This window comes from 'Nostoc azollae' 0708 (assembly GCF_000196515.1).
Taxonomy (GTDB): Bacteria; Cyanobacteriota; Cyanobacteriia; order Cyanobacteriales; family Nostocaceae; genus Trichormus_B; species Trichormus_B azollae.
In genome coordinates, this window is the sequence record NC_014248.1 from 252,444 (window position 1) to 278,909 (window position 26,466).

Annotated in this window: 20 protein-coding genes and 12 pseudogenes; 20 read left to right on the plus strand and 12 right to left on the minus strand. The window is 38.5% G+C overall.

Annotation, left to right across the window (positions count from 1 at the left end):
- Window positions 1-24 precede the first annotated feature (24 nt).
- The 3 genes from AAZO_RS44500 to AAZO_RS01200 all read left to right on the plus strand — a co-directional run bounded on the left by AAZO_RS44500 (window position 25) and on the right by AAZO_RS01200 (window position 1,019).
- Window positions 25-213 (plus strand): hypothetical protein, encoded by a 189-nt coding sequence (locus AAZO_RS44500; protein ID WP_041639134.1) that lies wholly within the window; start codon window positions 25-27, stop codon window positions 211-213.
- Window positions 214-493: 280 nt separating this feature from the next.
- On the plus strand, window positions 494-601 hold the full coding sequence (locus tag AAZO_RS44505) for a hypothetical protein (RefSeq protein ID WP_476691473.1): 108 nt from the start codon (window positions 494-496) through the stop codon (window positions 599-601).
- Between the two features lie 136 nt (window positions 602-737).
- Window positions 738-1,019, plus strand: coding sequence for a DUF427 domain-containing protein (locus AAZO_RS01200; protein WP_013189876.1), 282 nt, complete (start codon window positions 738-740; stop codon window positions 1,017-1,019).
- A 996-nt stretch (window positions 1,020-2,015) separates the two neighbouring features.
- On the opposite strand, the pseudogene AAZO_RS43160 reads toward AAZO_RS01200, so the two are convergent.
- The 3 genes and pseudogenes from AAZO_RS43160 to psaB all read right to left on the minus strand — a co-directional run.
- Window positions 2,016-2,271, minus strand: a pseudogene (locus AAZO_RS43160) (ISAzo13-like element transposase-related protein); the annotation flags it as partial.
- A gap of 96 nt (window positions 2,272-2,367) precedes the next feature.
- Window positions 2,368-3,834: pseudogene (locus tag AAZO_RS01205) on the minus strand (hydroxysqualene dehydroxylase).
- Between the two features lie 167 nt (window positions 3,835-4,001).
- A complete protein-coding gene (psaB, locus tag AAZO_RS01210) occupies window positions 4,002-6,230 on the minus strand; it encodes a photosystem I core protein PsaB (RefSeq protein WP_013189878.1) in 2,229 nt (742 codons plus the stop codon).
- A gap of 566 nt (window positions 6,231-6,796) precedes the next feature.
- On the opposite strand from psaB, the gene ndhI reads away from it, so the two are divergent.
- Window positions 6,797-7,420: an NAD(P)H-quinone oxidoreductase subunit I gene (gene ndhI, locus AAZO_RS01215; protein ID WP_013189879.1), complete on the plus strand. Its 624-nt coding sequence runs from the start codon at window positions 6,797-6,799 to the stop codon at window positions 7,418-7,420.
- 38 nt (window positions 7,421-7,458) lie between these two features.
- Here ndhI and AAZO_RS01220 read toward each other — a convergent pair.
- Window positions 7,459-8,506 (minus strand): annotated as a pseudogene (locus AAZO_RS01220) (phytoene desaturase family protein); the annotation flags it as partial.
- Window positions 8,507-8,603: 97 nt separating this feature from the next.
- Between AAZO_RS01220 and AAZO_RS01225 the strand changes: the two are divergent.
- Window positions 8,604-8,786, plus strand: coding sequence for a hypothetical protein (locus tag AAZO_RS01225; protein ID WP_041639142.1), 183 nt, complete (start codon window positions 8,604-8,606; stop codon window positions 8,784-8,786).
- 357 nt (window positions 8,787-9,143) lie between these two features.
- Here the strand turns inward: AAZO_RS01225 and AAZO_RS28205 are convergent.
- Window positions 9,144-10,631, minus strand: a pseudogene (locus AAZO_RS28205) (IS1380 family transposase).
- Window positions 10,632-11,042: 411 nt separating this feature from the next.
- Between AAZO_RS28205 and AAZO_RS40775 the strand changes: the two are divergent.
- The 6 genes from AAZO_RS40775 (at window position 11,043) to AAZO_RS42050 (ending at window position 14,211) form a co-directional block, all read left to right on the plus strand.
- Complete coding sequence (locus AAZO_RS40775) at window positions 11,043-11,165, plus strand: hypothetical protein (protein ID WP_266887576.1); 123 nt, start codon at window positions 11,043-11,045, stop codon at window positions 11,163-11,165.
- Between the two features lie 6 nt (window positions 11,166-11,171).
- On the plus strand, window positions 11,172-11,420 hold the full coding sequence (locus AAZO_RS01235) for an IS66 family transposase (protein ID WP_144031221.1): 249 nt from the start codon (window positions 11,172-11,174) through the stop codon (window positions 11,418-11,420).
- A gap of 719 nt (window positions 11,421-12,139) precedes the next feature.
- Complete coding sequence (locus AAZO_RS01240; protein WP_013189881.1) at window positions 12,140-12,703, plus strand: general stress protein; 564 nt, start codon at window positions 12,140-12,142, stop codon at window positions 12,701-12,703.
- Between the two features lie 650 nt (window positions 12,704-13,353).
- The gene (locus AAZO_RS36275) at window positions 13,354-13,584 is read left to right on the plus strand and encodes an alpha/beta fold hydrolase (protein ID WP_228371635.1); all 231 of its coding nucleotides are present in this window, start codon (window positions 13,354-13,356) and stop codon (window positions 13,582-13,584) included.
- A 39-nt stretch (window positions 13,585-13,623) separates the two neighbouring features.
- Window positions 13,624-13,830, plus strand: a complete 207-nt coding sequence (locus AAZO_RS36280) for a hypothetical protein (protein ID WP_228371429.1) — start codon at window positions 13,624-13,626, stop codon at window positions 13,828-13,830.
- Between the two features lie 177 nt (window positions 13,831-14,007).
- The gene (locus AAZO_RS42050; protein WP_338027152.1) at window positions 14,008-14,211 is read left to right on the plus strand and encodes a hypothetical protein; all 204 of its coding nucleotides are present in this window, start codon (window positions 14,008-14,010) and stop codon (window positions 14,209-14,211) included.
- Window positions 14,212-14,640: 429 nt separating this feature from the next.
- Here the strand turns inward: AAZO_RS42050 and AAZO_RS28210 are convergent.
- Window positions 14,641-15,449: pseudogene (locus AAZO_RS28210) on the minus strand (IS5 family transposase).
- A gap of 514 nt (window positions 15,450-15,963) precedes the next feature.
- Window positions 15,964-17,229, minus strand: a pseudogene (locus AAZO_RS28215) (IS701 family transposase).
- A gap of 109 nt (window positions 17,230-17,338) precedes the next feature.
- On the opposite strand from AAZO_RS28215, the pseudogene AAZO_RS01265 reads away from it, so the two are divergent.
- The 8 genes and pseudogenes from AAZO_RS01265 to AAZO_RS01285 all read left to right on the plus strand — a co-directional run bounded on the left by AAZO_RS01265 (window position 17,339) and on the right by AAZO_RS01285 (window position 22,185).
- A pseudogene (locus AAZO_RS01265) lies at window positions 17,339-18,133 on the plus strand (thiolase family protein).
- Window positions 18,134-18,172: 39 nt separating this feature from the next.
- Window positions 18,173-18,439, plus strand: a pseudogene (locus AAZO_RS36285) (hypothetical protein).
- A 343-nt stretch (window positions 18,440-18,782) separates the two neighbouring features.
- Window positions 18,783-19,040, plus strand: coding sequence for an SDR family NAD(P)-dependent oxidoreductase (locus AAZO_RS40780; RefSeq protein WP_266887581.1), 258 nt, complete (start codon window positions 18,783-18,785; stop codon window positions 19,038-19,040).
- Between the two features lie 25 nt (window positions 19,041-19,065).
- Window positions 19,066-19,281: an SDR family oxidoreductase gene (locus AAZO_RS40785; RefSeq protein ID WP_266889254.1), complete on the plus strand. Its 216-nt coding sequence runs from the start codon at window positions 19,066-19,068 to the stop codon at window positions 19,279-19,281.
- Window positions 19,282-19,528: 247 nt separating this feature from the next.
- Window positions 19,529-19,678, plus strand: coding sequence for a hypothetical protein (locus tag AAZO_RS36290; RefSeq protein ID WP_228371430.1), 150 nt, complete (start codon window positions 19,529-19,531; stop codon window positions 19,676-19,678).
- Window positions 19,679-19,829: 151 nt separating this feature from the next.
- Window positions 19,830-19,997, plus strand: a complete 168-nt coding sequence (locus tag AAZO_RS36295; RefSeq protein ID WP_228371431.1) for an alpha/beta fold hydrolase — start codon at window positions 19,830-19,832, stop codon at window positions 19,995-19,997.
- A 14-nt stretch (window positions 19,998-20,011) separates the two neighbouring features.
- Window positions 20,012-20,868: pseudogene (locus tag AAZO_RS01280) on the plus strand (SDR family oxidoreductase); the annotation flags it as partial.
- A gap of 261 nt (window positions 20,869-21,129) precedes the next feature.
- Window positions 21,130-22,185 carry a D-alanine--D-alanine ligase family protein gene (locus AAZO_RS01285; RefSeq protein WP_013189885.1) on the plus strand — a complete coding sequence of 352 codons (1,056 nt, stop codon included), beginning with the start codon at window positions 21,130-21,132 and terminating at the stop codon, window positions 22,183-22,185.
- 66 nt (window positions 22,186-22,251) lie between these two features.
- Here the strand turns inward: AAZO_RS01285 and AAZO_RS28225 are convergent.
- From AAZO_RS28225 to AAZO_RS01310, 5 genes and pseudogenes are all read right to left on the minus strand, one after another.
- Window positions 22,252-22,551 (minus strand): annotated as a pseudogene (locus AAZO_RS28225) (IS4 family transposase); the annotation flags it as partial.
- 67 nt (window positions 22,552-22,618) lie between these two features.
- Window positions 22,619-22,816 carry a hypothetical protein gene (locus AAZO_RS01295; protein WP_013189887.1) on the minus strand — a complete coding sequence of 66 codons (198 nt, stop codon included), beginning with the start codon at window positions 22,814-22,816 and terminating at the stop codon, window positions 22,619-22,621.
- A gap of 375 nt (window positions 22,817-23,191) precedes the next feature.
- Entirely contained in the window at window positions 23,192-23,431 is a 240-nt protein-coding gene (locus AAZO_RS01300) for a hypothetical protein (protein WP_013189888.1), read from the minus strand.
- A 167-nt stretch (window positions 23,432-23,598) separates the two neighbouring features.
- Window positions 23,599-24,150 (minus strand): annotated as a pseudogene (locus AAZO_RS01305) (phosphate-starvation-inducible PsiE family protein).
- A gap of 87 nt (window positions 24,151-24,237) precedes the next feature.
- Window positions 24,238-25,106: pseudogene (locus AAZO_RS01310) on the minus strand (tetratricopeptide repeat protein).
- Between the two features lie 89 nt (window positions 25,107-25,195).
- Here AAZO_RS01310 and AAZO_RS28230 point away from each other — a divergent pair.
- Complete coding sequence (locus tag AAZO_RS28230) at window positions 25,196-26,212, plus strand: IS630 family transposase (RefSeq protein WP_187289649.1); 1,017 nt, start codon at window positions 25,196-25,198, stop codon at window positions 26,210-26,212.
- Window positions 26,213-26,466: the final 254 nt, after the last annotated feature.

The following is a 26,466-nucleotide window of genomic DNA, read 5'->3' on the forward strand; positions in this document are numbered from 1 at the left end:
GAAGATATAGATTTGGCATTTTTGATGGCAGATTTACCCAAATTACTCGGTGCGATGATACGCGCAAATAACCGCATCAAATCTATTAGTAAGAGTCTGCGTACCTTATCCCGTGCTGACACCCACTACAAAGTAACTGCTAATCTGGACGAAGGTCTGGATAGTACCCTGTTGATGTTAAAATACTGCCTCAAAGCTAACGAACACTGGTAATATTCCGCCCATTAAATGCTTCCCTGGACAATTAAATCAAGTGTTTATGAATATCTTGGCGAATACCATTGATATGTTTGATGAGATGGCACAAACTTCTACCTTTCCTAAACTCTAAGCTCATCCTCAACAAATTACAATTAGTACAGAGGTGATCGCTAACCAAGTTTATATCAAGATTAGAGATAATGGTAAAGGTATAAGTACATAAGTCCAAGGAAAAATATTTGATCATTTATTCACTACTAAAGGAGTAGGTAAAGGTACAGCATTAGGACTAGTGATCGCACGTCAAATTGTGGAAGAAAGATACGGTGGCACAATTGAGGTGAATTCCAGACTGGAAAAGGGTACAGAATTCTTAATTTCCATTCCCATCAAGGCTTAATTTTTTAACTCCTTCCCCCTACACCCCACACCCTACCCCTTGTGAACAAGGAGCAAGTTTTACCATTGAGATTTGATAGGTAAGTTCCCATAAAAATGTAACAATAAGAATTGTTAACTTATTTTCAATCCTCACTATGAAAGCAACTTGGAACGGTGCTATTTTAGCCGAAAGCAACAAAACCGTAGTGGTAGAAGGAAATCATTACTTTCCTGCTGACACCATTAACAAACAATATTTTAGAGACAGTGATACTCACACCACTTGTTTTTGGAAAGGAGTTGCTAGTTACTACAACATAGAAGTAGATGGACAAGTCAACAAAGATGCAGCTTGGTACTATCCCAGCACCAAAGAGAAAGCCAAAAATATAGAAGGTTATATCGGCTTCTGGAAAGGCGTGAAAGTGGAAGCTTAGTACTATACTGTAAACGGCTGAAACTTGGACTTATGTCATACTGATAGCGCAGCGTGGCGTAAGCCATGGGTAACGTAGTGCAGCGTATCCCTTCGGGACACTGCGTGAACGTGGAGCCTACCGTAGGCTCTAGTATCTCGGAGATTCTTCACTATCTCTTTCAGAGACCCTCCGTGAATGTTTAGAATGACACTTTTAAATAAACCGTTTTTAGTATCAATACCCTCACCAGAAGAACAGACTCAAAAAGAAGAGGTAAAGCAGCATAAAAGTGCCTTTCATAGATGCTTCGAAATTTACACCACGTGCCACTCCAGTAGTGACACCAGAAGTTCAGATGAAGCTGAACCAGACTTAATGGGGGGGTATGTATAGGCAACAGCCAATCCCATCAAAGTTGCTGTCCAGCCCAAAGCCAACACAGATTTATCGCCAGGCGAAAATATAACCTTGGAGCCATTGGATGGAGAAAACCGAGGAAGTAGGGAATGAGACGGTTGAAATCGATCATCTGAGCGAATCAATCGGGAGATGATGGTGATCAGGATTCCAACTCAGCAAATGAGGGAACTGTTCAACGCGCTTGCTCAGAATGTGAAGCCGAACAAGAAGAGAAAAAAGACACAGGAATCATTCAGGCTTAAGAAGAACAAGCTGGTTCCCATAAAAACCTATTTAAGCCGTTACTGTTAAAGACACAAACTCATAACCTTCAAGCTAGGACTATTGAAGAGCAAAATTCAAAAGCTTCATTTTATATCCTACTACAATTCAGATGCAATTATGATTTGCAATTACAGCAGTTGTAGTTCTAGACATAGTGTATGAGGACAATTCTTCCTAAAATTATTTTTTCAAAATATGACCTACAGCTAAAGGTAGTAAACTATAAGCTAATCAAACAAGTACAACTGCTGAATTAGAAACTGATAAAGCAACTAAAACTACTGAACTAGAAGTTAATAAGAGAACTCCACAAAAAAGATGATCCAATAGCTATGCTGATTTAGCGAAAATTTCCACAAACCATTTTTTGAGATTGGGTAGGCGATGAATCTGTGTTTCAATCAGATTCTGCCATAGCTGAGGTTGTAAGTTTAACTCCTGTGGAATAAACCTTTTCTACCAATGTAACAACCGGACTTTTACCCTAAAAGGCGAAATTCAGTACAGTCTCAACAGAGTCAAGTACACTGCCATTCCAATGCTGTTCTAACCAACCGAAACAATGTTCTATGGGGTTGTATTTACTTAGACCCCGACTTCTTAAAGAAGTCGGGAATTGGATTTTAACAGTAATCCCAACCTACACACTAAACTAAGGCAACCAAAAGTTAGGTAAATCAATTTAACCTACATCACGGATAGATTGATTCATGTTTCTGGCTATTTCTATATGGATTTCATTTGTTTTCTATCTGCTTCTTTCCCATTTTGTAAATATGAAACTACTAAATTAGCTGCTCCTAAACCTGTGACATAGGCTTTATCATGTGACCATGAACCGTGACTATTAATAATCTAATCTCCACTCATCAACACATTTTTTCAACTGGTTTCTGCTGTCAATACCGATAACTACCGGGTGAAAATTGAGTTACTGCATTTGCTAACCAAATTACACTACGATCTATTATTTTTGCTTGTTTAAACTCTGGGATACAACTTGCTAAATAACCTTGAAGTATTTTGACAATTTCTTAATCTTAATGATCAACAAATTGATTAGCATCATAAAAATCAACGTCCACTACTGGTTCTATTTAATTTTTGAATTCATCATGTAAAGTATTTAAATCAAAAAATGTTCATACTGTTGTATCTTCAAAACGAAGGCAAGCATTAGAAGGACGAGGAATATCGACTTTTCTGTCAAACCATAGCCGAGTTGCTAAAACATCAATTGCACCTAGATTATTTAAATTACGGAATTATTCATAACTTTGTAAACTAGGAGTAATAGAGACAATTTGCTTCAGTCCTGTGATACCAGCCGAAAAAATAATGGCATCAGCATCAAGTATTTCATCACCGCAAACTACAGTTTTAACTTGGAGATTATGATCAATAATTACATCTGTAACTCTGTGTTTAGATAAAACTTTTGTGCCTAGATTTCCTATCTGCTTCACCCAAGGACGGAAGATTTTTTATCCCACCGTTCCCCGACACCACACTATATCAAAGTCAGGTTGATGAGAGAGAATGAAATAATATAACTTTCCTAAAGTAGCGGCGGCTGAACATTTTTCACTAGGGGCGAATAAGGCCACTAATAACATTGGTTCAAATGCTTCTTGATAAAGTCGTGTAGAAACACCAAAAGTTTGAAATAGTTTACGGGCTATTATAGAATAATAACGTCGCCAAGCCTCATGAGAATTATCAAAATCAATTAAGCTATAAAGTAATGGTAAGGCGCTGAGTCTGTCAATAAGTGGTAAACGTTGAAATTGAGTGTAAAAAAAGTCCCTAATGGTGTTGGCAATCTTGGTAAATCTTGAAAGATTGGTGATTCAACTTCTAAACCTGCGGGGGAATATTGAGCAGAACGAGTCCAAGTTGTAAAGGGATTAATTTCTAATTCACTGATTAGGCAAAAAAGATTTCTGTAAGGATACCAAAAGCCATGGATACCTGCTTCTACAGATTTTCCTCCGCCGGTTTGCCAACCTACAACCAGTCCACCAGGATAGGAACCTGCTTCTAATAGTGTGATATCATAACCTTATTGGGCTAAATGGTAAGTAGCCCCTAAAGCAGCCCAACCAGCACCAACAACAAAAACGGGTTGTTGTTGTGAGTTCTCTGACATTTTTGCCCCCATTATTTCCGTCTTTCAACTAATTTATCTGAATTTGTGTTCTAAATTACCTTAAATAAGCTCTCACGCTGTTAATTTGCAGTCCAAAAAAATTCCTCCTCGAACCGCAAGGTATCGAGGGGGAAAATTGCAAAAAGGTCAGAGGAACTCTTAATATTTCATGCAAGTTTACCGGCGGTTGAAGCTATGAGGAATGCAGCATAGGTGAGGACATAACCAACTGTGAAGTGAACTAAACCCACTAACCAACCTTGGACGATGGACATAGCTACTGGTTTATCTTTCCAGTAAACTAAGTTTGCTAAGGGGGTGCGTTCGTGTGCCCACACCAGAGTTTCAATCAACTCTTGCCAATAGCCACGCCAGCTAATTAGGAACATGAAACCTGTTGCCCAAACTAGGTGTCCAAACAGGAACATCCAAGCCCACACAGAGAGGTTACTTGTACCAAAGGGGTTATAACCATTGATTAATTGTGCTGAGTTAGCCCAGAGATAATCACGAAACCAACCCATTAAATATGTTGAGTTTTCATTGAACTGGGCAACGTTACCTTGCCAAATGCCTAAATGCTTCCAGTGCCAGTAGAATGTTACCCAACCCAGGAGGTTTAACATCCAGAAAAACGCGAGGAAAAAGGTCTGTTGCCAAGAAGAAGTTTGACAACTACCACCTCTACCAGGACCATCACAGGGGAAGTTGAAACCGAAGTCTTTCTTGTCGGGAAACAACTTGGTTCCACGGGCATCTAATGCACCTTTAACACATATTAGTGTAGTGGTGTGCAAACCGAGTGCGATCGCATGATGAACCAAAAAATCTCCAGGTCCAATGGTCAAAAACAGTGAGTTAGTACCAGAATTAATCGCATCTAACCAACCAGGAAGCCAAACATTAGCGTGGTTTGGCCAAGCTGTAAAGGCAATACTATTGGGGTTAGATAACAAAGCATCCATGCCATACAGTAATTTACCGTGAGCAGCTTGGATAAATTGAGCAAATACGGGCTCAATCAAAATTTGCTTTTCTGGCGTGCCAAAGGCAACTAGAACGTCATTGTGAACATATAACCCTAGTGTATGGAATCCCAAAAACAAAGACACCCAACTTAGGTGAGAGATGATCGCTTCTTTGTGCTGAAGTACCCTATCCAGCACATTATCTTTATTTTGTTCTGGGTCATAGTCCCGCACCCAGAAAATCCCCGCATGGGCAAATGCGCCTATCATCAAGAAGCCAGCAATATACTGATGGTGAGTATATAACGCCGCTTGGGTGGTGTAGTCCTTCGCCATAAAAGCATAAGGCGGCAGCGAGTACATATGCTGTGCTACTAAAGAAGTCACAGTTCCCAAAGCTGCTAGATGAATACTCAACTGGAAGTGGAGAGAATTGTTATAGGTGTCGTACAGTCCTTGGTGGGGTAGGTTAAACTGACCTTCCGTGTGGATACCAAAGAAACTTCTGGCATTGAGCATTTCTTTAATGCTATGACCAATCCCGAAGTTAGTGCGGTACATATGACCGGCGATTATAAAAACAACAGCGATCGCTAAATGGTGATGAGCTATATCCGTCAGCCATAGGGAGTCTGTTTCTGGATGGAAGCCACCCAAAAAAGTCAAAATTGCCGTCCCAGAACCCTGGGAAGTACCAAAAATATGCCCTGCTGTATCTGGATTTTGGGCATAGACACCCCAGTTACCCGTCCAGAAAGGAGTCAACCCAGCCGGGTGAGGTAAGGTAGTCAGAAAGTTATCCCAACCAACATGAATACCACGAGATGCGGGAATAGCAACGTGAATCAAGTGGCCAGTCCAAGCCAAAGCACTGACACCAAACAACCCAGCTAAATGGTGATTCAGGCGAGGTTCAGCACTTTTAAACCAAGTCAAACTAGGACGAAACTTAGGTTGCAGATGTAACCAACCAGCAAACAAAAACAGTGCTGCTAACAACAAGAACCCCAGAGAACCAATATACAATTCTTGGTTTGTTCGCATCCCAATAGTGTACCACCAATGGTAGACACCAGAATAAGCAATGTTAACGGGGTAGTTTGCACCACCTTGACTAAAAGCTTCTATGGCAGGTTTACCGAAATGAGGGTCCCAAATTGCATGGGCAATAGGGCGAATATGCAGCGGATCTCTAATCCACTGTTCAAAATTACCCTGCCAAGCAACATGAAATAAAAGACTAGAAGCCCAGAGAAAAATGATTGCCACATGACCAAAATGGGTGGCAAAAATCTTTTGGTAAAGATTCTCTTCAGTTATGTCATCATGGACTTCAAAATCATTAGCTTGAGCGCTCGCATACCAGATCCGCCGCGTCGTTGGATCTTGTGCCAGATCCTGGCTAAACTTTGGATATCTTTTTGCCATGTATTGTCATCACATCCTTTAAAAACGCTTTCTGTTTATAGGAGTAATTAAGAAATTAACTACTCATACTTCCATCACACCTTGGGAGGAAATTAAAACAATTGGTGATTGGTGATTGGTGATTGGTAATTGGTGATTGGTGATTTTATCCTCTGCTTCCCAATGCCCTATTACCTATTCCCTGCTATATTTCATTTACCTGTAATCTTCTTTAAATCCCTATGGGTTAATAATTCCGTAATAAATCGCAGCTATAAATAAGATTATCAAGCTCATGAGGATAAAACCATTGCTTACTAGGGGAAATGGCAGTTTTTCATCAGTGATAAGAGTATTTCCTTTTTTCTAAACCATAGCCTCATTTTTTATCGATTCATACTGCCATATTTCCAACCTTTAGTAATTACCACATCTTTCTGAAGAAAGACTTAACTTAAAATTATTACCTTGAAAATATCCACTACAGACAAATATGAATTCTGTCAACTGATAGAGGGTAAAACTAACAGCAGCTATTACCGTGTAGAAGAAGATTAGTAGTATTTTTAGTAAAAATTAGGTTATTCATGTTTAAATTTCTTCAACACATTGGTGATTATGTCCAAAATAGCGTGCAAGCCATTCAATACATTGGACAAGGGCTATCGGTGACTTTTGACCACATGAACCGTCGTCCCATAACTGTTCAATATCCTTACGAAAAACTCATTCCTTCAGAACGCTTCCGAGGCAGAATTCATTTTGAATTTGATAAATGTATTTCTTGTGAAGTATGTGTTCGGGTTTGTCCCATCAACCTGCCGGTAGTAGATTGGGAATTTGACCAAGAAACTAAGAAGAAAAAACTCAATCATTACAGCATTGATTTTGGTGTTTGTATTTTCTGCGGTAACTGTGTGGAATTCTGCCCAACTAACTGCATTTCATTTACTGAAGAATATGACCTTTGTACTTATGACCGCCACGAGTTGAATCTTGATAATGTGGCAATGGGAAGATTACCTTATAAAGTCACCGATGACCCAATGGTGACACCTTTAAGAGAATTAGTTTACTTGCCTAAAGGCAGTTTAGATCCTCATGGAATTCCTGTTGATGCTCATCGTGCAGGTTTATTTCCTGTGGAGATTTTAGAGCAAGCTGGAGAAGATAGTAAAGATGTTAATCATGAGAGCATCTCAAATGTGTAGGTTTATTGTCATGTTGTAGCTTGCTTACCGTAGGGTATGAAGCGCAGCGCAGTGAAGCATGCCATTGCGTTTTTGAGAATAGTTTCGTTATTATTAATAATCCGACGGTCTAATCTAGTTCGTAAATTTGCATCAGCATTATCTACATCGTTACTATCAATTAGTTGTAAAAATAAACGTTCCGCATCAATACGATAAGTTACACTTTTGTTAGCACGATATTCTTTACCACCAGCAACCCGCACACCAACTGCCTGGCCATTATAAACTAAAACTTTTCCTACCTTTTAGTCAGTGAGAATCACACCACCTGCACTTTTTACTAACTTCACCAAAGCATCAATTAGCGCACCACTCCCACCTTTTACTCTAGCCATACCAGGATGATGACGTAATACCATCATCATTGCCCCAAAGGACATAGCTTTTTCTTATGCTGGTGAAGTTAATTCTGCGGAAAGTTTTGCTAAAGCTGCTTTGAGAAATTCTGAATCAAAATATTCGTCGATATTATCTATAGGACTGCTAAGAAAGGTACGAATTAAATCTAAGGTAGTCTTTGTACCACCCACAACGCAAAACAAACATATCTTGTAAATTTTGGAGATTGTAATTACCAGCAATGTCTACATTGATTTAGGAGGAGCATTAAAAAAGAGTATGGCAGATGTGATAAACCTTTCCCAGAAGTCAACATATTCAGGATATTTTTGGGATCATGCTGACTGTAATGGGCAATTTCCGCACAAGTTTTTTCTACAGATTTATGAGCTAAGAAATATTTACCATCAGGATGATGATAAAAGACTACTGGATCACAAACCAGATATTCTAAACCGTATTTTTGCAGTTCTAATTCTTGAATAACTGAACCCAGAAAAATAAATAAGTGATTTACTGCACAAGGATTGAATTTAAAACTAGGTGCTTCTTGGGGTATAAGTTATTCTGTTGTGCAACCACCACCGGGAATGGATCTCCCTTGCAATAGCAAAACACTGTACCCTGCTTGGAATAAATAACCAGCACAAACTAAGCCATTATGTCCAGCACTGCACTGATAATGACAACATCATACGCTTCCATAACTGCAATTTTAGGAATATACTTTATTGCCCGATGTGTAAGGATTGAGGTGGTGGGGTATTGACAAGTGTGATAGGTGAGGCAGAATATAGCACTTATGGAAAAGAAGCTGGGACTAAAACTAGACAGAGAGATATTGAAGCAGTTGGGAACAGAGCAACTGGTAGAAATCACGATTGACCAGGGGAAAAGTATAGAGAAGCTAACAAATAGAGTAGTAGAAGTAGAAAAAGAAATAGAGAAACTCAAAGTCAGTAGAGATTTAGAGACCATAACATGATCCAAAGCACCCTTGGGAGACATCCTCAAAGAAACCGAGAACAAACAAGAAGATAAACCAGAAGAGAACCAGACACGAAAACGGAAACCAGCCCGGATTTCTCACAAGCAGTAAAAAATAAATTTACATGACCTGATGTGAGACTAAATTTTGATACATCATCAATCAAAACTGAATCGCAGAGATAAATTAAATATAAAATCGCATTTATAAAGCTAAAAAAGTCACTATCTTTTTATTGGTAGTAAAATCAAAATGCTCTGTTCATAAAATTAAGCATGACAAAACAAGACTTGAATCAACCCAAGGGCGAACTATGATTACTTAGAAATAAGTAAAAGGCAATTTAACTTCAAATTAAGCAGTATTAGTGAGCATTCTTAAGCGTCTATGAGCAGTAGCAAAGATATGTCTGTATGGGCAAGAACTAGTAATCGCAATTAAAATGGGACGTGTACTTACAGTAATCAAAGCTCCTAACTTCAATAATTTGGTACGAATAGTCCCAACAGTAGCATTTTGTAATTCGGTTTTAGCTAAACATTTTTGACCCAAGGCATTGAGCAAAACCTAAGCTATAGAAGAGAACCATAAACCTAATTGATTTACCGTAAATGTATGGTTGCTTGTTCTATCACTAAAAAGTTCTAATTGTTGTTCTTTAAAACGATTTTCCATCTCCCCTCGCTGACAATATTTTTGTCTATATAGTTGACTAGGAGGTACTTTATTAGTAGAAAGTGAAGTTACAACAAAACGAACATTAGTCCCTTTTACTCCATATTCAACTTTAAAAACAACACGACGACTACGGCTCCAAGATTCACGAGCTTTATAGTCTAAAGATTTATAGCAAATTGAGTTATTAATCAAGTCACCAGCAAATTCTGCAAGTTCTTCATCTGGTTTAAACATAGTTTCTAAGAATGAAACTACTGTTGATAGTTTTTACTCAAACTCAAGGGATACTCTACTTTGAGTCTTTCTAGTCATCCCAATTAAACGACTATTTTGCGCCAATCCAAAAACATAATCCACACCCATTTGGGATTCATACCATGTGATGATATCGTCTCTAGAATAAGCACTATATCCACCTACTAAAATCTCAACATTCTTCCATTGTTGACCTATTTGTTTAATCACTCCTTGTAGTTCTGATAATGCCCCAAATGCTGGGTCTACGTTTGAAGGGCGAAGTTTGGCTGCTAATAGATGTTTTCCACAGAAAACATAAAGTGGAGCATAGCATTATCCCCCATCATAAGTATTGAAGAAAACTTGCTCCTGATAGCCGTGTACTAAGTCATCAGTTACATCTAGATCCAAAACAATTTCTCTTGGTTCTTTGGCGTAAGATTCTAGAAATATTTTGACAAGTAAGCTTTCAATTTCTGATGGAGAATGCCAGATTTTATGGTACCCGCTGTCTGCTCCTTGTTCCACATCTTCAGGACAATGTTCCAGGGGATTTAATGTACTCTTTCCTGCCAATGTTGCAGGTTCATTCTCTACTCCAATCCTTTTTCCTAATGCTATAGCAAACATCTGGTCATGACGTAATTCTTCGTGGTCATTCAAGTCTTCATACCCCATGACCAGCCCGTATATTCTTTGTTTAATTAAGCTCTCTATTGAATGGTCAATCCGATTTGGCTTTCGCTAATCTTGGAAACATTGTGCAAACTGTGATGTGATTTGCAATTTTCTGTCTATTTCAGCAATTAAGCTTAATCCTGCATCTGCTCTTACTTGTCCACCCTGGAAATTGACTATGACTGGCAGCCATTTTCGTTGCTCAAATTTCAACTGTTTTGGTATACAATCTGTTGAAGATGGGGTCATGGTTTCCAACTGCTGAGATGCTTGCTATATATACATTTTCGCAGTCTTCGACCCCTTTTTTTATCTTTTTGTGAGAAATCCGGGCCAGGAGAACAACCAGGGCATAGGGGAAAAAGGAGAAAGGTGTTTGGTGGAGTAGATAGAATAGATTTGAGATAGTGGGACGGCAAGTGTGTGGATGTTGAGGTGAGGGGCAATTGTTTGGCGAACCAATCATAAAAATCGAAACACAAGAAGTAGGGGACTTGGTGGACAGGCCAATGGAAGTGGATTTGCACTGTGTGTGGGGAAACACAAAAGGCACACTGGTCAGCAGAAATAGTACTGGGACAAGATATAGGAACCACACTACAAGCTTTTTTGGGATGGATCAATAACTAGGGCCATTGACCCTATGAGAAAGAATACTTCTTGTTGTGGGAACTGGGTCAAATAGAAATTGGAGTGGGAACATTAGTAGGTACAAATGAAGGAATAGATGGTCCAGTGGCTCAAAGTATTCATAGCCTCAAACAGTGGATAAAACAAACCTAGCCTCATATCCTTGGGGATGAAACACCCTGGATAGTCAAAGGGGTGAAACAATGGTTATGCATTTTTGCCAATAGTGACTTCCCTTTATTTCATGGGTCTGATACTCCTTGTCCTGGCGAATTAGAATCCATTGTGGGTTCAAGTTACTCTGGTGTACTCAGTTCTGATGACTTTACTGCCTATAACGGTTATCCGGTGACAGCTCAACAGAAATGTCAGGCACATCTACCCTACCCCATCACTTCAAGATACTAATCAAGATTCCTGGCTTCAATCACCAAGAAGTTGGCACAAAATTCATCGACCTCATAGATGAAGGTTTTAAAAACTACCCTTTATTCCGACAAACCCAAAACCTTCATGAATTCTTGACTTGCCCATCCTAGTTTCAACCAAAAGTTGAATCTTCCATTCATTCATTGATCAAGCCCCAGGGGAACCTGGTAAACTTTTACCTTCCTTAGGCAATAGACCTTGATCATAATTTAGCTGAACCAAGGTTAGGTTTAGCACTGACATAACGAAAAGTCTGTGGTGATTCTCTTTCTCTGGAGCTATTCCAACATACTGCCAATTTATTGACGGTTATACAAACTTGTCGCCGTCAAGCACTTTCTCTAATTGAGTTTTTTGACCAACCTATGAAAGCCATGGTTCACTCTGCTTTCCATACACCTTCTTTAATCCCTCTACCTTAGACCTGAATCCTTACGAAAGAATGATAAAAACTTCTGAAGGTATCTAAATCCTTCATGAGTTATAAACTATTGCCTATCTTTAGGATACTGATGATATTTATGTTGAATTTATATTATAAAAAAGGTGATGTAATCACTATATCGTTTCAAAGAAAAGTAACTTTAGTTAGAGGAGATATTCAATCATAAATTGCTGTAATTAAATGAGAACCAAATGCTTATAAACCAGCAAGCAATATTACAAGTAAAGATAAAAAGATTCACGAGGAAAAAAATATGATCACTCAAGAAGCTAAACGTGGATTAGGAGTATTTGCTAAAACCCAAGAATTAGAACAAGCAATTAAGCAATTAAAAGCTTCCGGCTATCCGATGGAGAAAGTTTCCATTATTGGCAAAGATATAAAACATAATAGTAGCCTTGGGGAAGCACAAACAAGTCATCAAATTGGTAATCAAGATGTTAATACTACGGTTGGAGTGGGAGATACACTGACTTCAACTACCTGGGCTAATTTGTTAATTGGACTGAGTGGACTAGCTATACCGAGTTTAGGAGCGATACTGGCAGCAGGTTCTGTAGGTGTAGCCTTGGTGGCTAGTATTGCAGGTGTGACTGTGGGAGTAACCGCAAATGAGAATTTAGTCAGGTCTTTAAAGGATTTAGGTATTCCCGAAGACAGAGCAAGAATGTATAGCGATCACCTCCAGCAAAGTTATTATTTAATTATTCTTGATGGTACAGACACAGAAATCGATTGTGCTGAAGCAATATTAGGTCAGGAAGGTATCCAAAATTGGGGTGTTTTTAATTCTCTAGCAACTCCAAGAGTACGGTGATAAATTATACCTAACTTATATAAGTGACATCCTCAACTACTGGAAGTAGTTGGGGATCTAAATCTGCTAAACCCCTAGTTTATCCTGAATGATTATGAGGGAATTTACTTTGATGCCTATACAAAATTATCTTGATGAATACGAAAAATTTCTTAATTATTTCTTTAAGCTCTATCAAGCCAGTTTTAATTATCAACTCTTATTAAACGATATTTATATTAATTAGGGCTTTTTAGGAATTTATCAAAAATCTGAATTTAGTAGATGAAAAGATGGAAATAGTAAAAAAAATACTGGATGATTTCTCGCACATTATTGAATTATAGTCTAATGAGTTTGACCAAAAATAAGCTGATAAATTTCGTTCCGAAGATGCCGTTATTATTCAATGTATATTCTTAAATATAGCTATTGTTAATTCGTCACACCAGCAACAACTCATTCAGGATTTTTTGCCTATTCTCAACTTTTTTAATCAAATTGATCCGATTAATATTGTCAATCTGTATGCAGATAAACTTAAGGTAGGAGTAACACTAAAAGTAGAAGTATACAAAGAAGATAAAGTAGTAATATACCATTTCTCACCTGGTGGAAATTCTTTAAACATCCCAATCTTGATTGTTTGTGCTCTAGTGAATCGTCCCTAGATTGTTGATTTACAAGAGGGACGTTCTTTCGTTTCTAATTTGCTCAAACTTGGTTTCGATGTCTACTTAATTGATCGGGGATATCCTGGTAAGGATGAACGCTGGCTGACTTTGGATAAATATATCCATGATTATATCAATAATTGTGTAGGTGTAATATCCAAAGTCCATCATCTTGCACAGATTAATTTATTGGGAATATGTCAAGGTGGAACATTCAGCCTTTGTTAAAGTTCTCTGTATCCAGAGAAGGTAAAAAACCTAATTACGATGATTACTCCAGTGGACTTTCATGTTAATGATGGACTCCTGAATATTTGGAGTAGATCTACATTAGGTTCTCAAGCTTTAGATGTAGACCTAATAGTTGATACTTTGGGGAATCTGCCTGGTAATTTACTTAATTATGTCTTTTTAATGTTGAAACTATCTCAATTGGGAATTAAAAAATATATTGATTTGCTAGAGATTATTTAATGTGAAGAAAAAGTGCTGAATTTTCTGAGAGCTGAATTTTCTGACAATGGAAAAATGGATTTTTGATAATACTAATCAAGCTGGTGAAACATTTAGACAGTTTATTAAGGATTTTTATCAAGGAAGTAAATTCAAGGTGAATTAAAAATTGGTACACAGCGAGTTAATTTAGCAAATATCCAAATACCAATTTTAAATATTTATGCAGAACAGGATCATTTAGTCCCCTCAGCTTCATCTTTAGCACTTAAGAAATATATTGCTAGTGTTGATTATACAGTGCATTCTTTTCCAGTTGGACATATTGGAATGTATGTAAGTAGCAAGGTGCAGAAAGACTTACCTTTAACTATTGGAAATTGGTTAAAGATGCGAATGTAAAAATTAAAAATAGTAGAAAATCTTAGAGGATTTTTGAAAAGTCCTTAGTTTACTGATGTATCAAAAACTTTTAGATACCCCTAAATCCCCCTTATTCAGTGAGACTTTGATTCTAGTTTCCCCCTTAACAAAGGGGGGTTAGGAAAGTCACAGCCAGAAACTTTTAAAATAACCTCTTAGATTGGGTTAAGCGATAGGGTAAACCATATAGATGATGTTGGGTTTCCTTGCGTCAATCCAACCTACATTAATATTAATCTCGCCACAAGCCGGGGAACCCGTCCAAAGATATGGCTCTCCAACCTACATTATTGGTTTATGATTTACGCATCATCTTAAAAAGACTATCCCACAATTTTCTTTGAGTGTCAATGGAGAAACGATTCACCTGTTCTTGAAAATCTAATGAGTTTTTCACTAAGAGATGATTTATAAAGTAAATGTTGAGGAGACAAGAGGAAGTAGCATAATTCTAGTCATAAGAGCATATATAGCCCCTTACCTCATTTGTGTTAAACGCTCATAATCCTTGCTTAGACGATGATATTGGTTAAACCACCCAAATGTTCTTTCTACTACCCAGGGTTGTGGTAAAACTTTAAATTCTTGCTCAGTAGGTCCTATGACTTCAACATGAGCTTGAATCATGAACCAAACTGCAAGTGCAAATTTATCACCGTCATAACCGGAATCAACCCATAAAACTTGGACTTTTTCCAATAATTCTGTGGGTTCCTCTAGCAGTTCCATTAGTGCATAGGCAGTAATTATTCGTTCTGGGGCATTCGCTTCACTAATAACAACTTTCAACACAAGTCCCAGGCTATCAACTAAAGTTTGCCCCTTTCTTCCTTTTACCTTTTTACATCCGTCAAAACCATACACATCCCCTTTTTTTGGTCAGTGTTGACCGACTGACTGTCTGCAGCGAGCGCGGTAGGTTGTGTTCATTTACCTAATTTCGAGCGAACTTGACCACCCAATGTATGGTTGAATTTTTCCCAAATCCCCTGGAGCTGCCATTTCCTGTAATAGCTATATACCATTGACCTTGGCGGGAAGTCACCTGGAAGCATATTCCATTGACATCCAGTTTTCAAATGATAATAGATGGCATTACATATTTCACCTATATCTGTTGTGGGTGGATGCCCTCCTTCTTTAGCTGGTGGAATCAATGGGGCCAGGATTTCCCAGTCCATATCAGTTAAGTCTGTGGGGTAAGACTTTCGTTCCATCAGTAGCTATGTAAATACACTACATTTTATGTATCCTATCCTTCCAATATTCCTTTTCTACTCCCCTTTACATTTACTTTATCAATAGCCTCTAAGTCTTCTTGTAGTTTCATACTTTGTTATAAGTTCTCTGGTGGATTTGATAAGTTCATATTCTGCATACTTGATAGAGTTGAAGTCGAATTATTGATAACCAAACTTTGAAATTCGTTTAACTGCCTGAAAAACTGCTCAAAATTTTTCAAAAAATCCATTGTCATTACTCCTATTGGCTGATATTATTCTATCTATGCAACTTCAATTTTCAAGTGACTAGATATGTCAGATTTTATTTATTTCTCAAGAGTGATTCGTGAATAAATATTTTTCTATATTATTGTGAAATTTAAAATAGTGGAATTTAGAGTTTAAAAACCATACCCAGAATACCCATATTCCCAACTTATCAAAGAAGTCGGTTATCTATCATCTATCTCCTCTAGAGGGATTTGTATGAGCGGGACGTAAACAAAAATCAAGCCCAAATGTAGGCCAAACTGGCTCTATCAGAAGGAAACACGTCCGGATTCCAGTTGAACCAATCAATAAATAGAAAAGATATGGCTGTTCTAAACCCTTCTAAAGCTGCAGTAAAAGTATTCAAAGGTTTCTTAGCCCACCTTGGTCTTAATCCTCCAGTCCACTGATGGCAAAGAACAAAAGTGTAGGCACAGAAAACCAAAATAAAATGGCGCAGTCAACTGCTGTTATCTCCAACTTGATATTCTTTGAGTCCTAACCATCCCTTGGCTTCCCTGTAAACAACTTCTACCCAGTTTCTTTGAGAATATGTATCAACTATCTATTGGGGTGTGACAATTGATGAAGAAACATTGGTAATAAAGTAGTCCATATCAGTGGCTTAACAGGAAGTAGAAGTGTTGATGACTATAGCAATATTGCCCTTTCCAGTTAAGGCTGATATTTCTACTTCTTTAGTTACTACCCATAATGTTTTGGGTTTATCTAACTGCAGTTCAATTTCTGTAACAGCCTCTTGGGGTAAACTTTATGCTAATTCATCTAACCTAATTATTTGTGGACTATCCTCTTGGTCACTGCTAAGTACTGTGGGATTTTTAGCTAATCCTCCTCAATACTTTCAATTCCGATTTTCTATCTTTAATAAGAAAGATGTATTGTGGCCATATCCAGCATCTATAATTACTATTCCTGGTTGATAACCACGGCTTAAGGTCAGATCTATTGATTTAATTCCTAACTCAGGTTTATTCTCAAATAGGGGGTCTTGTTTCCCTTTGGGTAAAGAATCACCGTGGTGATATAACTCTATATCTAATGGTAAGCCTTGACTGCCATTATATAGATGTGTTGTTACTACTACTATTCCAGTATCCCTTTTCCCAATTTCTCCAATATATTTTCTTCCTACTCCATCCCTGAAATTCCCGCTTTTCCTATGGATAGAATCATCAATTATTAAGCTAAATCCTCTGGTGATTCTCCTCTAACTACACTTGTTCATAATCTCTAACCGACCCTCATTGACTTGGGAACTGGACCAAGGTGCTGCAGTTAAAACGTAGTGTCATCGGTGGTACGTCACCCCTAGGGCATTATCTGCCATTTGAACTAGGTTTTTTCTCTCACTCTCTCCCAATTATCCCCCTAAATCATGTCTAAACTCTCTTTTTTGGGCTTGATGAGTAAATACACCATCAAACCTTTAACACCATTTTTAAAACCATGGTGCCATTGCTGGGGCAGTGGTTTCTTTCATCAGCTTCTTTTAACGTGAAAGCTACAGCGAAACCGCACTATACTCCTTTTTACTCTTAACTTTTGTTTAAGTCTCGTTAGTTTGATGGAGCAGTATTCAAGAAGCTTATATTGTCTCAACAGTCCGTACACCACTGGGTAAATTTGGAGGTATTTTAGTAAATTTCTTACTAGTAAACTTGGGAGCGAGCGCAATGGGTGCAGCTTTAGAAAAAGCGGGAATTTCGGGGGATGTTTTAGACTTGTATATTTTTGGTAATGTACTCAGAGCCGGACACGGACAGTCATTACCCCGTCAAGCAGCTTTCAAAATCGGGATTACTGACACAGTAAACGGTTATGCGGTGGATATGGTGTGTTCATCAGGAATGATGAGCGCCATCAATCCTGCTACAGCGATTCGTTCTGGTGAAGCTGATTTAGTGCTGACTGGGGGGATGGAATCTATATCTCATACAGAATTTGTACTATTATCAGATCGCGCTCGCTGGGGATATAAATTTTCATAGGAATCCCCAGAACAACTCAGGGATATTTTAGTTGATGACGGACTCACAGATCCCATCAGTAGAGAAACAATGGGAGAACAAGCGGAACGGTTAGCAACTACTTACCAAATTACAGGGTTTGAGTTAGATGAAGTTCCTTCTTATTCACAACAACGAGCAACAGAAGCTACCGCAAACGGCTTTCTTAAGCAGGAAATCATTCCCATTACAATCCAGGGAAAAAAAGGGCAGCAAATTATCGCTCAAGATGAAGGAATTCGCCCAGAAACGAGTTTAGAAAGTCTAGCGAACTTGAAACCAACCTTTAGAGAAGATGGAGTTTTCACTGCTGGTAATAGTAGTCAAATATCCGATGGTGCAGCAGCTTTAGTTTTGGCAAGTAAAACAGCAGTATAACGTCATCAACTCCAACCTATAGCCAGGTTAATAGGTGGAATATGGACAGGTGGAGAAGCTTGGAGATTTCCCAAAGCGCCGATTTTAGCTGTAAGAAAACTGTTAGAAAAGCTGAAAATGAAAATTAACGATTTTGATTTACTTGAGAATAACGAAGCCTTCGCTCTGAGTAACGTATTATTTAATCGCTTATTAAGAATTCGCGAAGAGAAATGAAACGTTTTTGGGGGTGCGATCGCACTAGGACATCCTCTAGCAGCTTCAGGAGCGGGAATTTTAGTTACCCTACTCAACGCCTTACAGTAAAAAAACGGTCATTTAGGATTAGCCGCAGTTTGTCATGGTAGTGGTGGCAGAACTGCGATCGCACTATCAAGACTCAGGTAGAAACTACTTTCTTCTTCCTTCTTCCTTCGCGTCTATCCCTTCGGGACGCTCCGCGAACGTGGTTCATTCAATCAGTAACATGACATCTCTAGGATTAGAAAATTAACTAATTTTAGTCACAGGTGGTAATCGAGGCATAGGAAGTGCGATCATCAACTTGCTTTTAGACTTAGGAAGCAAAGTAGCTTACACCTAGCGCAGCAAGCACACTCACCAACTTGGCATCCTCCCAATCCCCGCACATGTCACCGATAAAACCCCTATGGCACAAGTAGCAGAACAGGTAGAAAACAAACCCGGTACAATTTACGGAATTGTCCCTAATGCCGACATGACCAAAGATAACTTTTTTCCCAAGCTAACAAGTGCAGACTGGGATGCAGTTATGGATAGCAACTTAAAAGGAGTCTATAATACCCTCAAACCAATTATCCCCAAAATGTACGATTGCCCTTCTGGTTCAGTAGTTTGTATTTCCTCAATTTCCGGCGAACAAGGCAACCTCGCTCAGTCAAACTAATTATGCAGCATCCAAAGCAGCGGTAATAGGCTTAACTAAATCCTTAGCCAGAGAAGCAGCCATGTATCGAGTGCGGGTACATGCAGTAGCACCGGGATTCATTGAAAGCGATATGCTTAACCCCATTTCCGAGAAGGTGAAACAACGGATTTTATGGGAAATTCCCCTATCACGCTTTGGTAAACCCGAAGAAGTCGCTTGCTTGGGCTGTACCCTTTCTCCTCTCACCCTTAGCCAGTAGCTATATTACAGGCACAGTTATGCGAGTTAACGGCACTCATCATACTTAGAAGGGTGTGGGCGCAGGGCGAAAAATTTATTCTTTCTCCTGACTCCTGAACTCCTTAAAAAAAAGGATTACAGAAACTACGACAGAAGAAAAATATTATAGATGTAGATGGCTTAAACATCCGCTATATAAGAGCAGGTAATAATGATCCACTTTTGGTCTTACTACATGGAGTTGGTGAAAGTGTTATTGATTGGTCTTGCGTACTACCCGAATTAGCAACATAGTTAACGCCATTCTGTCTAATTTGACCTTGCCTTTGTACGGAGAGTTAGTGATCCCCTGGTGCAAAACTTCTCTAGGAGCAACACAGCGGGCTTGGTCACGGGCATTACTGCTGTTTAACTAACCTGTTAAATTCCCTTCCTCAATGGATAGCAGAACAGGAGGGTATGGCAAGAATACCGGGCTTTTGAGAGGCTGGTTTATCTTCACTCCGCGCCCAATTAAATCTATTTGGACAGCATCAAATATTACTTGATTCTCTCCCACAATTACAAATGCCAACTCTAATTATGTGGGGAATCAATGATTTAGTTTTGCCAAATAATCAAGCTGAAAATGCTGTTAGTCGTCTGCAACAAGGACACTTGGCTTTAATACCCAACTCCAGACATACTGAATTATTCACTGCTGAATTAAACCAGTTTCTTGATTCTGTTGAATAAAAGGAGTAGCATCTATGCAATTAAAACCAATCAATCAACAAGTCGTTTCCGTCGTTGGTGCTTCTAGCGGTATTGGCCGAGAAACAGCTTTGCAATTTCCTAGACGGGGTGCAAAAGTAGTTGTTTCCGCCCGTAGGGAATCAGGGTTAAAGTCTCTGGTGGAAGAGATTGGCAGTTTTGGGAGTGAAGCAACTTCTATTGTTGCCGATGTGCAGGAATTTGAACAGGTGAATGCGATCGCAGATAAAACTGTGGAGACATTTGGACGGCTTGATACTTGGGTTCATGCCCCTGCAGTTGGACTTTTTGCCACTTTCGACAAAACAACACCAGCCGAATCTAAGCACGTTATTAACGTTAACTTAGTTGGTCAAGCTTATGGCGCAATGGCAGCTTTACCCCATCTGAAGCGAGAAGGAAGGGGTGCATCAATTCATATTTCTTCCATGGAAGGTAGGCGATCACTTCCTTATCAAAGTGCTTACTCTACCGCTAAACATGGAATTGAAGGCTTTGTGGAGGCTATGCGTGTGGAATTACAACATGATAAATGGCCGATTAGTCTCACCAGTATCAAACCTGCGGTAATTAATACCCCATTTTGGAATAATAGTTTAACTAAGTTAGGCGTAAAAGCAGCCGGAATAACACCTTACTACGACCCCAAACTAGTAGCTGATGCTGTTCCCTATGCAGCAGAACACAGCACCCGTGACCTTTTAGTCGGTGATGCAGCCAAGACGCTGGATTTATTACAACGGATTTCGCCAGGGTTACCAGATTCACTCTTACTGCTCATAGGTTTCGATTTACAACATAGTTCTGAGCCAAAATCTGAAACGCACCAAATAACTTTTATCAGCCTATTCCTGTTGTGGTTGATCACCATGGTGGTGTATTGAAATTATAGATCAAAAGAGGGAAGAGGTACAGAATTTTGGATTGAAATCCCTTGTACAGCAGAAGTTAGGAATGAAAGGGGTCTGGTAGTGTCAACCCAGAAATGACAGGTAAAAGCAGGCAGGGGGAGCAGGGGAAGAATAGAAATTCTTTTCCTGTCATCACCCATTTGAATGAAGATTGCATTCCCTGTGGTACGCTATTTCCTTTAGATAGTGTCGAGGTACAGAAGATGTCTAAACTGCGGGTGGGGTTGCTGTTTGGCGGACGTTCTGGAGAACATGAAGTTTCAATAATTTCCGCAAGGGGGATCGCAAATGCTTTAAGTGCAGAAGAAAATAGTCATAAGTATGAAATTATGCCATTCTACATCCAAAAAGATGGGTTTTGGCAAGCTGGTGAAGTTGCACAGCAAGTTTTAACATCAGGTGTAGCTAAAGAACATCCAGGCAATAGAGCTAATTTATGGCAGTTTCCACCGCAAACAGCAGAAATTGATCTTTGGTTTCCAATTCTCCACGGTCCAAACGGTGAAGATGGGACCATTCAAGCCTTACTAACTTTGATGCAAGTTCCCTTTGTTGGTTCTGGGGTGTTAGGTTCAGCAACGGGAATGGATAAAATCGCTATGAAGACTGCTTTTGCTCAAGCAGGACTACCCCAGGTAAAATATAAAGCATTAACTAGGGCGCAGATTTGGTCCAATCCTTGTGTATTCCCAAAATTGTGTGATGAAATAGAAGCAACATTAGGCTATCCCTATTTTGTTAAACCTGCTAATCTGGGTTCATCGGTAGGTATTGCCAAAGTGCAATCGCGCCAAGAATTAGAAGCAGCTTTAGATAATGCCGCAACCTATGATAGACGCATCATTGTTGAAGCCGGAGTGGTCGCTAGAGAAGTAGAATGTGCCGTTTTAGGTAACGATAACCCCAAAGCCTCAGTTATTGGTGAAATTACTTTTGATAGCGATTTTTACGATTACGAAACTAAATATACCCAAGGTAAAGCTGATTTATTTATTCCTGCACATCTGCCAGAATCAGCTGTTCAACAAATTCAAGAAAAAGCACTACAAGCATTTACAGCCGTTGATGCCGCTGGTTTAGCCCGGGTAGACTTTTTCTATGTAGAAGCTACCGGAGAAATCTTAATCAACGAAATTAACACCTTACCAGGATTTACATCCACCAGTATGTATCCTCAACTTTGGGCAAATACTGGTATTTCTTTTCCTAAATTAGTAGACCAATTAATTCAACTAGCAATGGAAAGACATTCTAATTAGGGCATTGGGCATTAGATTTTCCCCTCTACAGCCCATTGGTGACAAGTTAAGGCTGAAAGTCTTTTATCAAGAGGCTTTTGGAGAAATATGGAAAGAGAGTTGGTCAGGCCCACGTTGAAGATCAGGAAACGGGGCGACAATTAACCTAACATTTGGTTTTCACTGTTATTTGATTTGATAATACCTAAATCTCGATTTTGGGGGTCAGCAAAATACTTAACTTTCTTCTGTTGCCTTACCTTTTTGATGAGCCATCGTAAAATGATCAAGACGACGATAAATCATTTCTAATGAAATCTCATCACAGGCCAGAGAAAGTTCATCCGCTACGGCATCACCTAAATCTACTAAAACAGCATAAAATAACCTACAATCAGCGAAATTCATGCCTTTAGTGGTCAGCCATTGCGCGAATTTCTCTAGTTAGGCAATTTTAATTTACCTTCTCTAAACCTGATATTTCCCCAATTTCATCTGGTTGATAATGATCAAAAGTCCCCACAATCTCTAACTCTTGCAATTGGTGCAGGTGACCATTTTTCGGGGAAAAAACACAGTGTATGCCAGATTTCACACTGAACTTCAGCTTTTTCAGATTTGTCAGTTCAAAAATAGGCTCTGGCACTGCCATAAATTCACAATGAAGCAACTTTATTTCTTCCAGAGAACTTAGTTGCGAAAACTCAGCAGGCAGGTAGGTCTTTGAGGTCTTACATATTCTCTAGGATTAATTGTTTCAAGTTACTCAATCTGCCAAATTCTGCTGGTAAATATTCTAATTTATCTATGTTTAGATATAGCCATTGAAGAGTATTAACTGGTGTATTTTTGACAGGGACGAGCGCACTACTTTTGTGATAAGAAGGTGTAGAAGTACATTTTGATATTCACATAATATTAAATTATATATTTCTTTTAGAAAATGTCTAGGTCACACTACAGAATACAGGGATTAAAAATAGTAATGGTGCGTTAGGGACAGCGTAACGCACCCTAAGTTTAAGGTTTACATCCTTCCTTGTGCCATTACTTGTTGGAGATGATGGCGAATTTCTTGTGCTTCTTGAATTTCTGACTGACGCAATTTTTGGAACAGTTCAACACAAGGCTGAGAATTTGCTTCTTGGGCATCTTGAATGTAACGGTCATAAGCTTGCACTGCTGCGGCTTTGTTGTGCAGTATAGTGATAAAGTCATACTCTAAATTAGTGATGGGTTGTTGAGATTGTCCGTTACCCGTAGTCATTATTTTTCGATCCTTTAAGTGTTTATTTAATTTATTACTCTTCAAAGTTTGATTCATCTACCTGCAAGTGGACAAAAAATATCAGTTTTGCTACAGAAGATAGATCCCCGACTTTTCAAAGAGGTTGGGGATCTGGGTATGATTTTTATTTCTACCCATTGGCCTATTTAGTATGACATAGGCTGTTTTTGTTCACATTCATCTAAATACTGAAATTCCAACTCGTTTTGTCGTTCTCTCCGTCCTTGATGCGCGATAGGACAGTATTTTGTGTTTGCACTCATACAGTCCATGTGGGGTATTTGCGCAGACACTAATAATAGTCCACCCAAAATCAATAATAAGCCACAGATTACTGCTGTTTGTATTCCCGAAATTTTTAGCGCACCATGAACGACTACTTCCCGCAGTACAGAAACAATAGCTACTTCGACTGCTAAACCAACAGCTATACTATGCTCTTTTAACTAAACCATGATTAGTCTAAATAACTGAACTAGAATCAACACAAATAGCATTTTAGCTGTTACTTCTTTGTAGTCTATTAATTGGGTGATCGCAATAAATATACCCCATACCTGGATCAATATCACTGGAAATAACGATAAAGATAGGACCATCACAATTAGGTCTTGAAATGCCTCCATGTTAAGAACAACTGCATGAAGATCTAACTACCAATCGCAAAATAAAAACCTACTCTTGAAGCGTTTTTGGATGACAATTTACATTCCAATGGTAGTTTAGACCACACTAGCAAGTTAACCCGATTTTCTTATTGTTACGTAATATTAATGCTTTGCGCCTCAGTGTGGTTTGTTATTTAAGTCTTGTACTTGTACTAACAATTTTTCGGCGTTGATTGCCCACTTAGAGTTACCTATTTTCTATAGACATCTCCGGCATATTTTATTACTTCCACGGCTTCTGTATATTGCTTTAATTATATAAATAATAATCCTCAACCGTAATAAGCATCAGCATAGTTAGAGTTAGTATCGACTAATTTTCTAAATGCTGGTAATGCTTCGTTAAATTTACCTTGGTTAAACAAAACCAAACCTCAATTCTAATGAGCTTATACATATATGGGATTTTTAGATATTGCTTTGGGAAAGGCTTATTTTACTGGTTTATTTTTGCCTTGTTGTAAATAAGATATTCCTAAATGATAGGCTATCTCTGGTGAATTGTGACTATATATTATGGCTTTTTGAAAATATGCGGTCGCACCATTCCAATCTTTTTGTATTTCTCTTACCAATCTTAAGTTATAAGAAGCAAAAACCAGCTTTCGATCTAGTTGTAAAACCCGTTGTAAATAGTCAGTTGCTAACTGTAAGTTATTCCCTTCTAACAGCGCACCACCTAAATTTGCAAAGGCTGGTGCAAACTGTGGATATGCTTGTGTCGCTTGATAAAATGCCTCTGCTGCTGGTTGTAATTGTGCCGCTTGTCGCAGTGCTCAACCTAAATTATAATGCGCTGTTGCTAAGGTCGGATCTAATTGCGTTGCTTGACGAAAAGCGGTGATCCCATCTTGTACCCTGCTCTCCTGAATCGCTTGTAAGCCTTTATTTAACCAGTCTAAAGCAATTTGGCGAGGAGCTTGCGCCAGTAAGGGTAGATGAGGAGAAGTTGAAAATACTGGTTTAATATTTAATATAGAAATCATATTTGATTTTTGAAAAAGACTAAAGGATAATACCGAGAAAGTGTCTTGTCTAATAGCTAACAATCAGCAACCAGGAGCTACAATCTAAAATTGCAGAACTACAAGGATTTATAGATGAGCGTCCAGATGCAAGGGAAGTAAGAAAAGCATTGGCACTGAAGCTGGTTTATCAAAGCTACAAGTATGAGGAAATTCAAACAATTTTAGATATTTCAGTTGGTTCAATAACAACATGGAAACAAGCCTATGAGAAAGATGGAATTTTAGGACTGCGCCTGAAACACAAAGGGAGAAAAAGCCACTTGAATACTCGACAAAGAGAAGAAGTACTGGCTTGGTTACAAACGAAGGAATGTTGGGAGCTTGGCGAACTTGAGTATAAATTGGCTTTTGAATATGATGTACTTTATGAATCAAAACGTAGTTATTACGACTTGTTTGATGCGGCAGGAATTAGTTGGAAGAAAACATCTTCAGCAAATCCAAAAGCTAATGAAGAAGCAGTTGCCGCAAAAAAAGAGATTTCATCGTTGTTGGCGAGCCGCCGAGAAGATATAGAAGCTGGGCTATTGAGAGTTTTGCTATTAGATGAGTATCATTTACTTTGGGGAGATAGCATTGGATATGTTTGGGGTAGAACTGACCAAGAAATAAGCATTCCAATTAGTAAGGAACGAGATAAACAAACTTATTATGGAGCAGTTGACTATTTAGGTAAAAATTTATTGTTAAAAACCTATGATACAGCTAACTCAAAAAATACTATTGATTATCTCAGCTATTTACTAGAAGAGTCACCTAACCAACAATTACTTATTTTTTGGGATGGAGCTAGTTATCACCGTTCAAAAGAAATTCAAAATTTTTTAGCATCTATTAACCAAGGTTTACCTTTAGAGCAATGGAAAATTTATTGCGTCCGCTTTGCTCCTAACTGTCCCTCTCAAAACCCCATAGAAGATGTTTGGTTGCAACCGAAAGCTTGGCTGCGACGTTTTTGTGCTTTAATCCCAACATTTTCTCATCTTAAGTGGATATTTGAGTGGTTGATTCAAAACACTACCTTTGATTTTCCGTCTCTCCAGATGTACGGGGCATTTTCATAAATCAAATACTAGTCCTATAGTACCAAATAGTACCAATAAAGTAACAATTCCAATTAGTAGATATTTGTGTAAAAAAAATGTCATAACTTTTCTAGATAAAAATATCTTGAGTTAGTTTCTCTAGTTAAAAAACGTTCCTAAAATCTTATTTATTGACAATAATTCTATATTTTGGCATATAAGTTAATATAACTTAAACTAAGTCTTACAATAAACTACAATTTTTTTAAACTCAGATTAAACAATGGATAATG

Coding starts and splice junctions, on each gene's coding strand:
- AAZO_RS01285 (WP_013189885.1), top strand. CDS start 21,130: ATGTCTAAACTGCGGGTGGGGTTGCTGTTTGGCGGACGTTCTGGAGAA.
- AAZO_RS01200 (WP_013189876.1), top strand. CDS start 738: ATGAAAGCAACTTGGAACGGTGCTATTTTAGCCGAAAGCAACAAAACC.
- AAZO_RS44500 (WP_041639134.1), top strand. CDS start 25: ATGGCAGATTTACCCAAATTACTCGGTGCGATGATACGCGCAAATAAC.
- AAZO_RS40780 (WP_266887581.1), top strand. CDS start 18,783: ATGGCACAAGTAGCAGAACAGGTAGAAAACAAACCCGGTACAATTTAC.
- AAZO_RS36280 (WP_228371429.1), top strand. CDS start 13,624: ATGATTACTCCAGTGGACTTTCATGTTAATGATGGACTCCTGAATATT.
- AAZO_RS01295 (WP_013189887.1), bottom strand. CDS start 22,816: ATGGCAGTGCCAGAGCCTATTTTTGAACTGACAAATCTGAAAAAGCTG.
- psaB (WP_013189878.1), bottom strand. CDS start 6,230: ATGGCAAAAAGATATCCAAAGTTTAGCCAGGATCTGGCACAAGATCCA.
- ndhI (WP_013189879.1), top strand. CDS start 6,797: ATGTTTAAATTTCTTCAACACATTGGTGATTATGTCCAAAATAGCGTG.
- AAZO_RS36295 (WP_228371431.1), top strand. CDS start 19,830: ATGCCAACTCTAATTATGTGGGGAATCAATGATTTAGTTTTGCCAAAT.
- AAZO_RS01225 (WP_041639142.1), top strand. CDS start 8,604: ATGGAAAAGAAGCTGGGACTAAAACTAGACAGAGAGATATTGAAGCAG.
- AAZO_RS01300 (WP_013189888.1), bottom strand. CDS start 23,431: ATGACTACGGGTAACGGACAATCTCAACAACCCATCACTAATTTAGAG.
- AAZO_RS01240 (WP_013189881.1), top strand. CDS start 12,140: ATGATCACTCAAGAAGCTAAACGTGGATTAGGAGTATTTGCTAAAACC.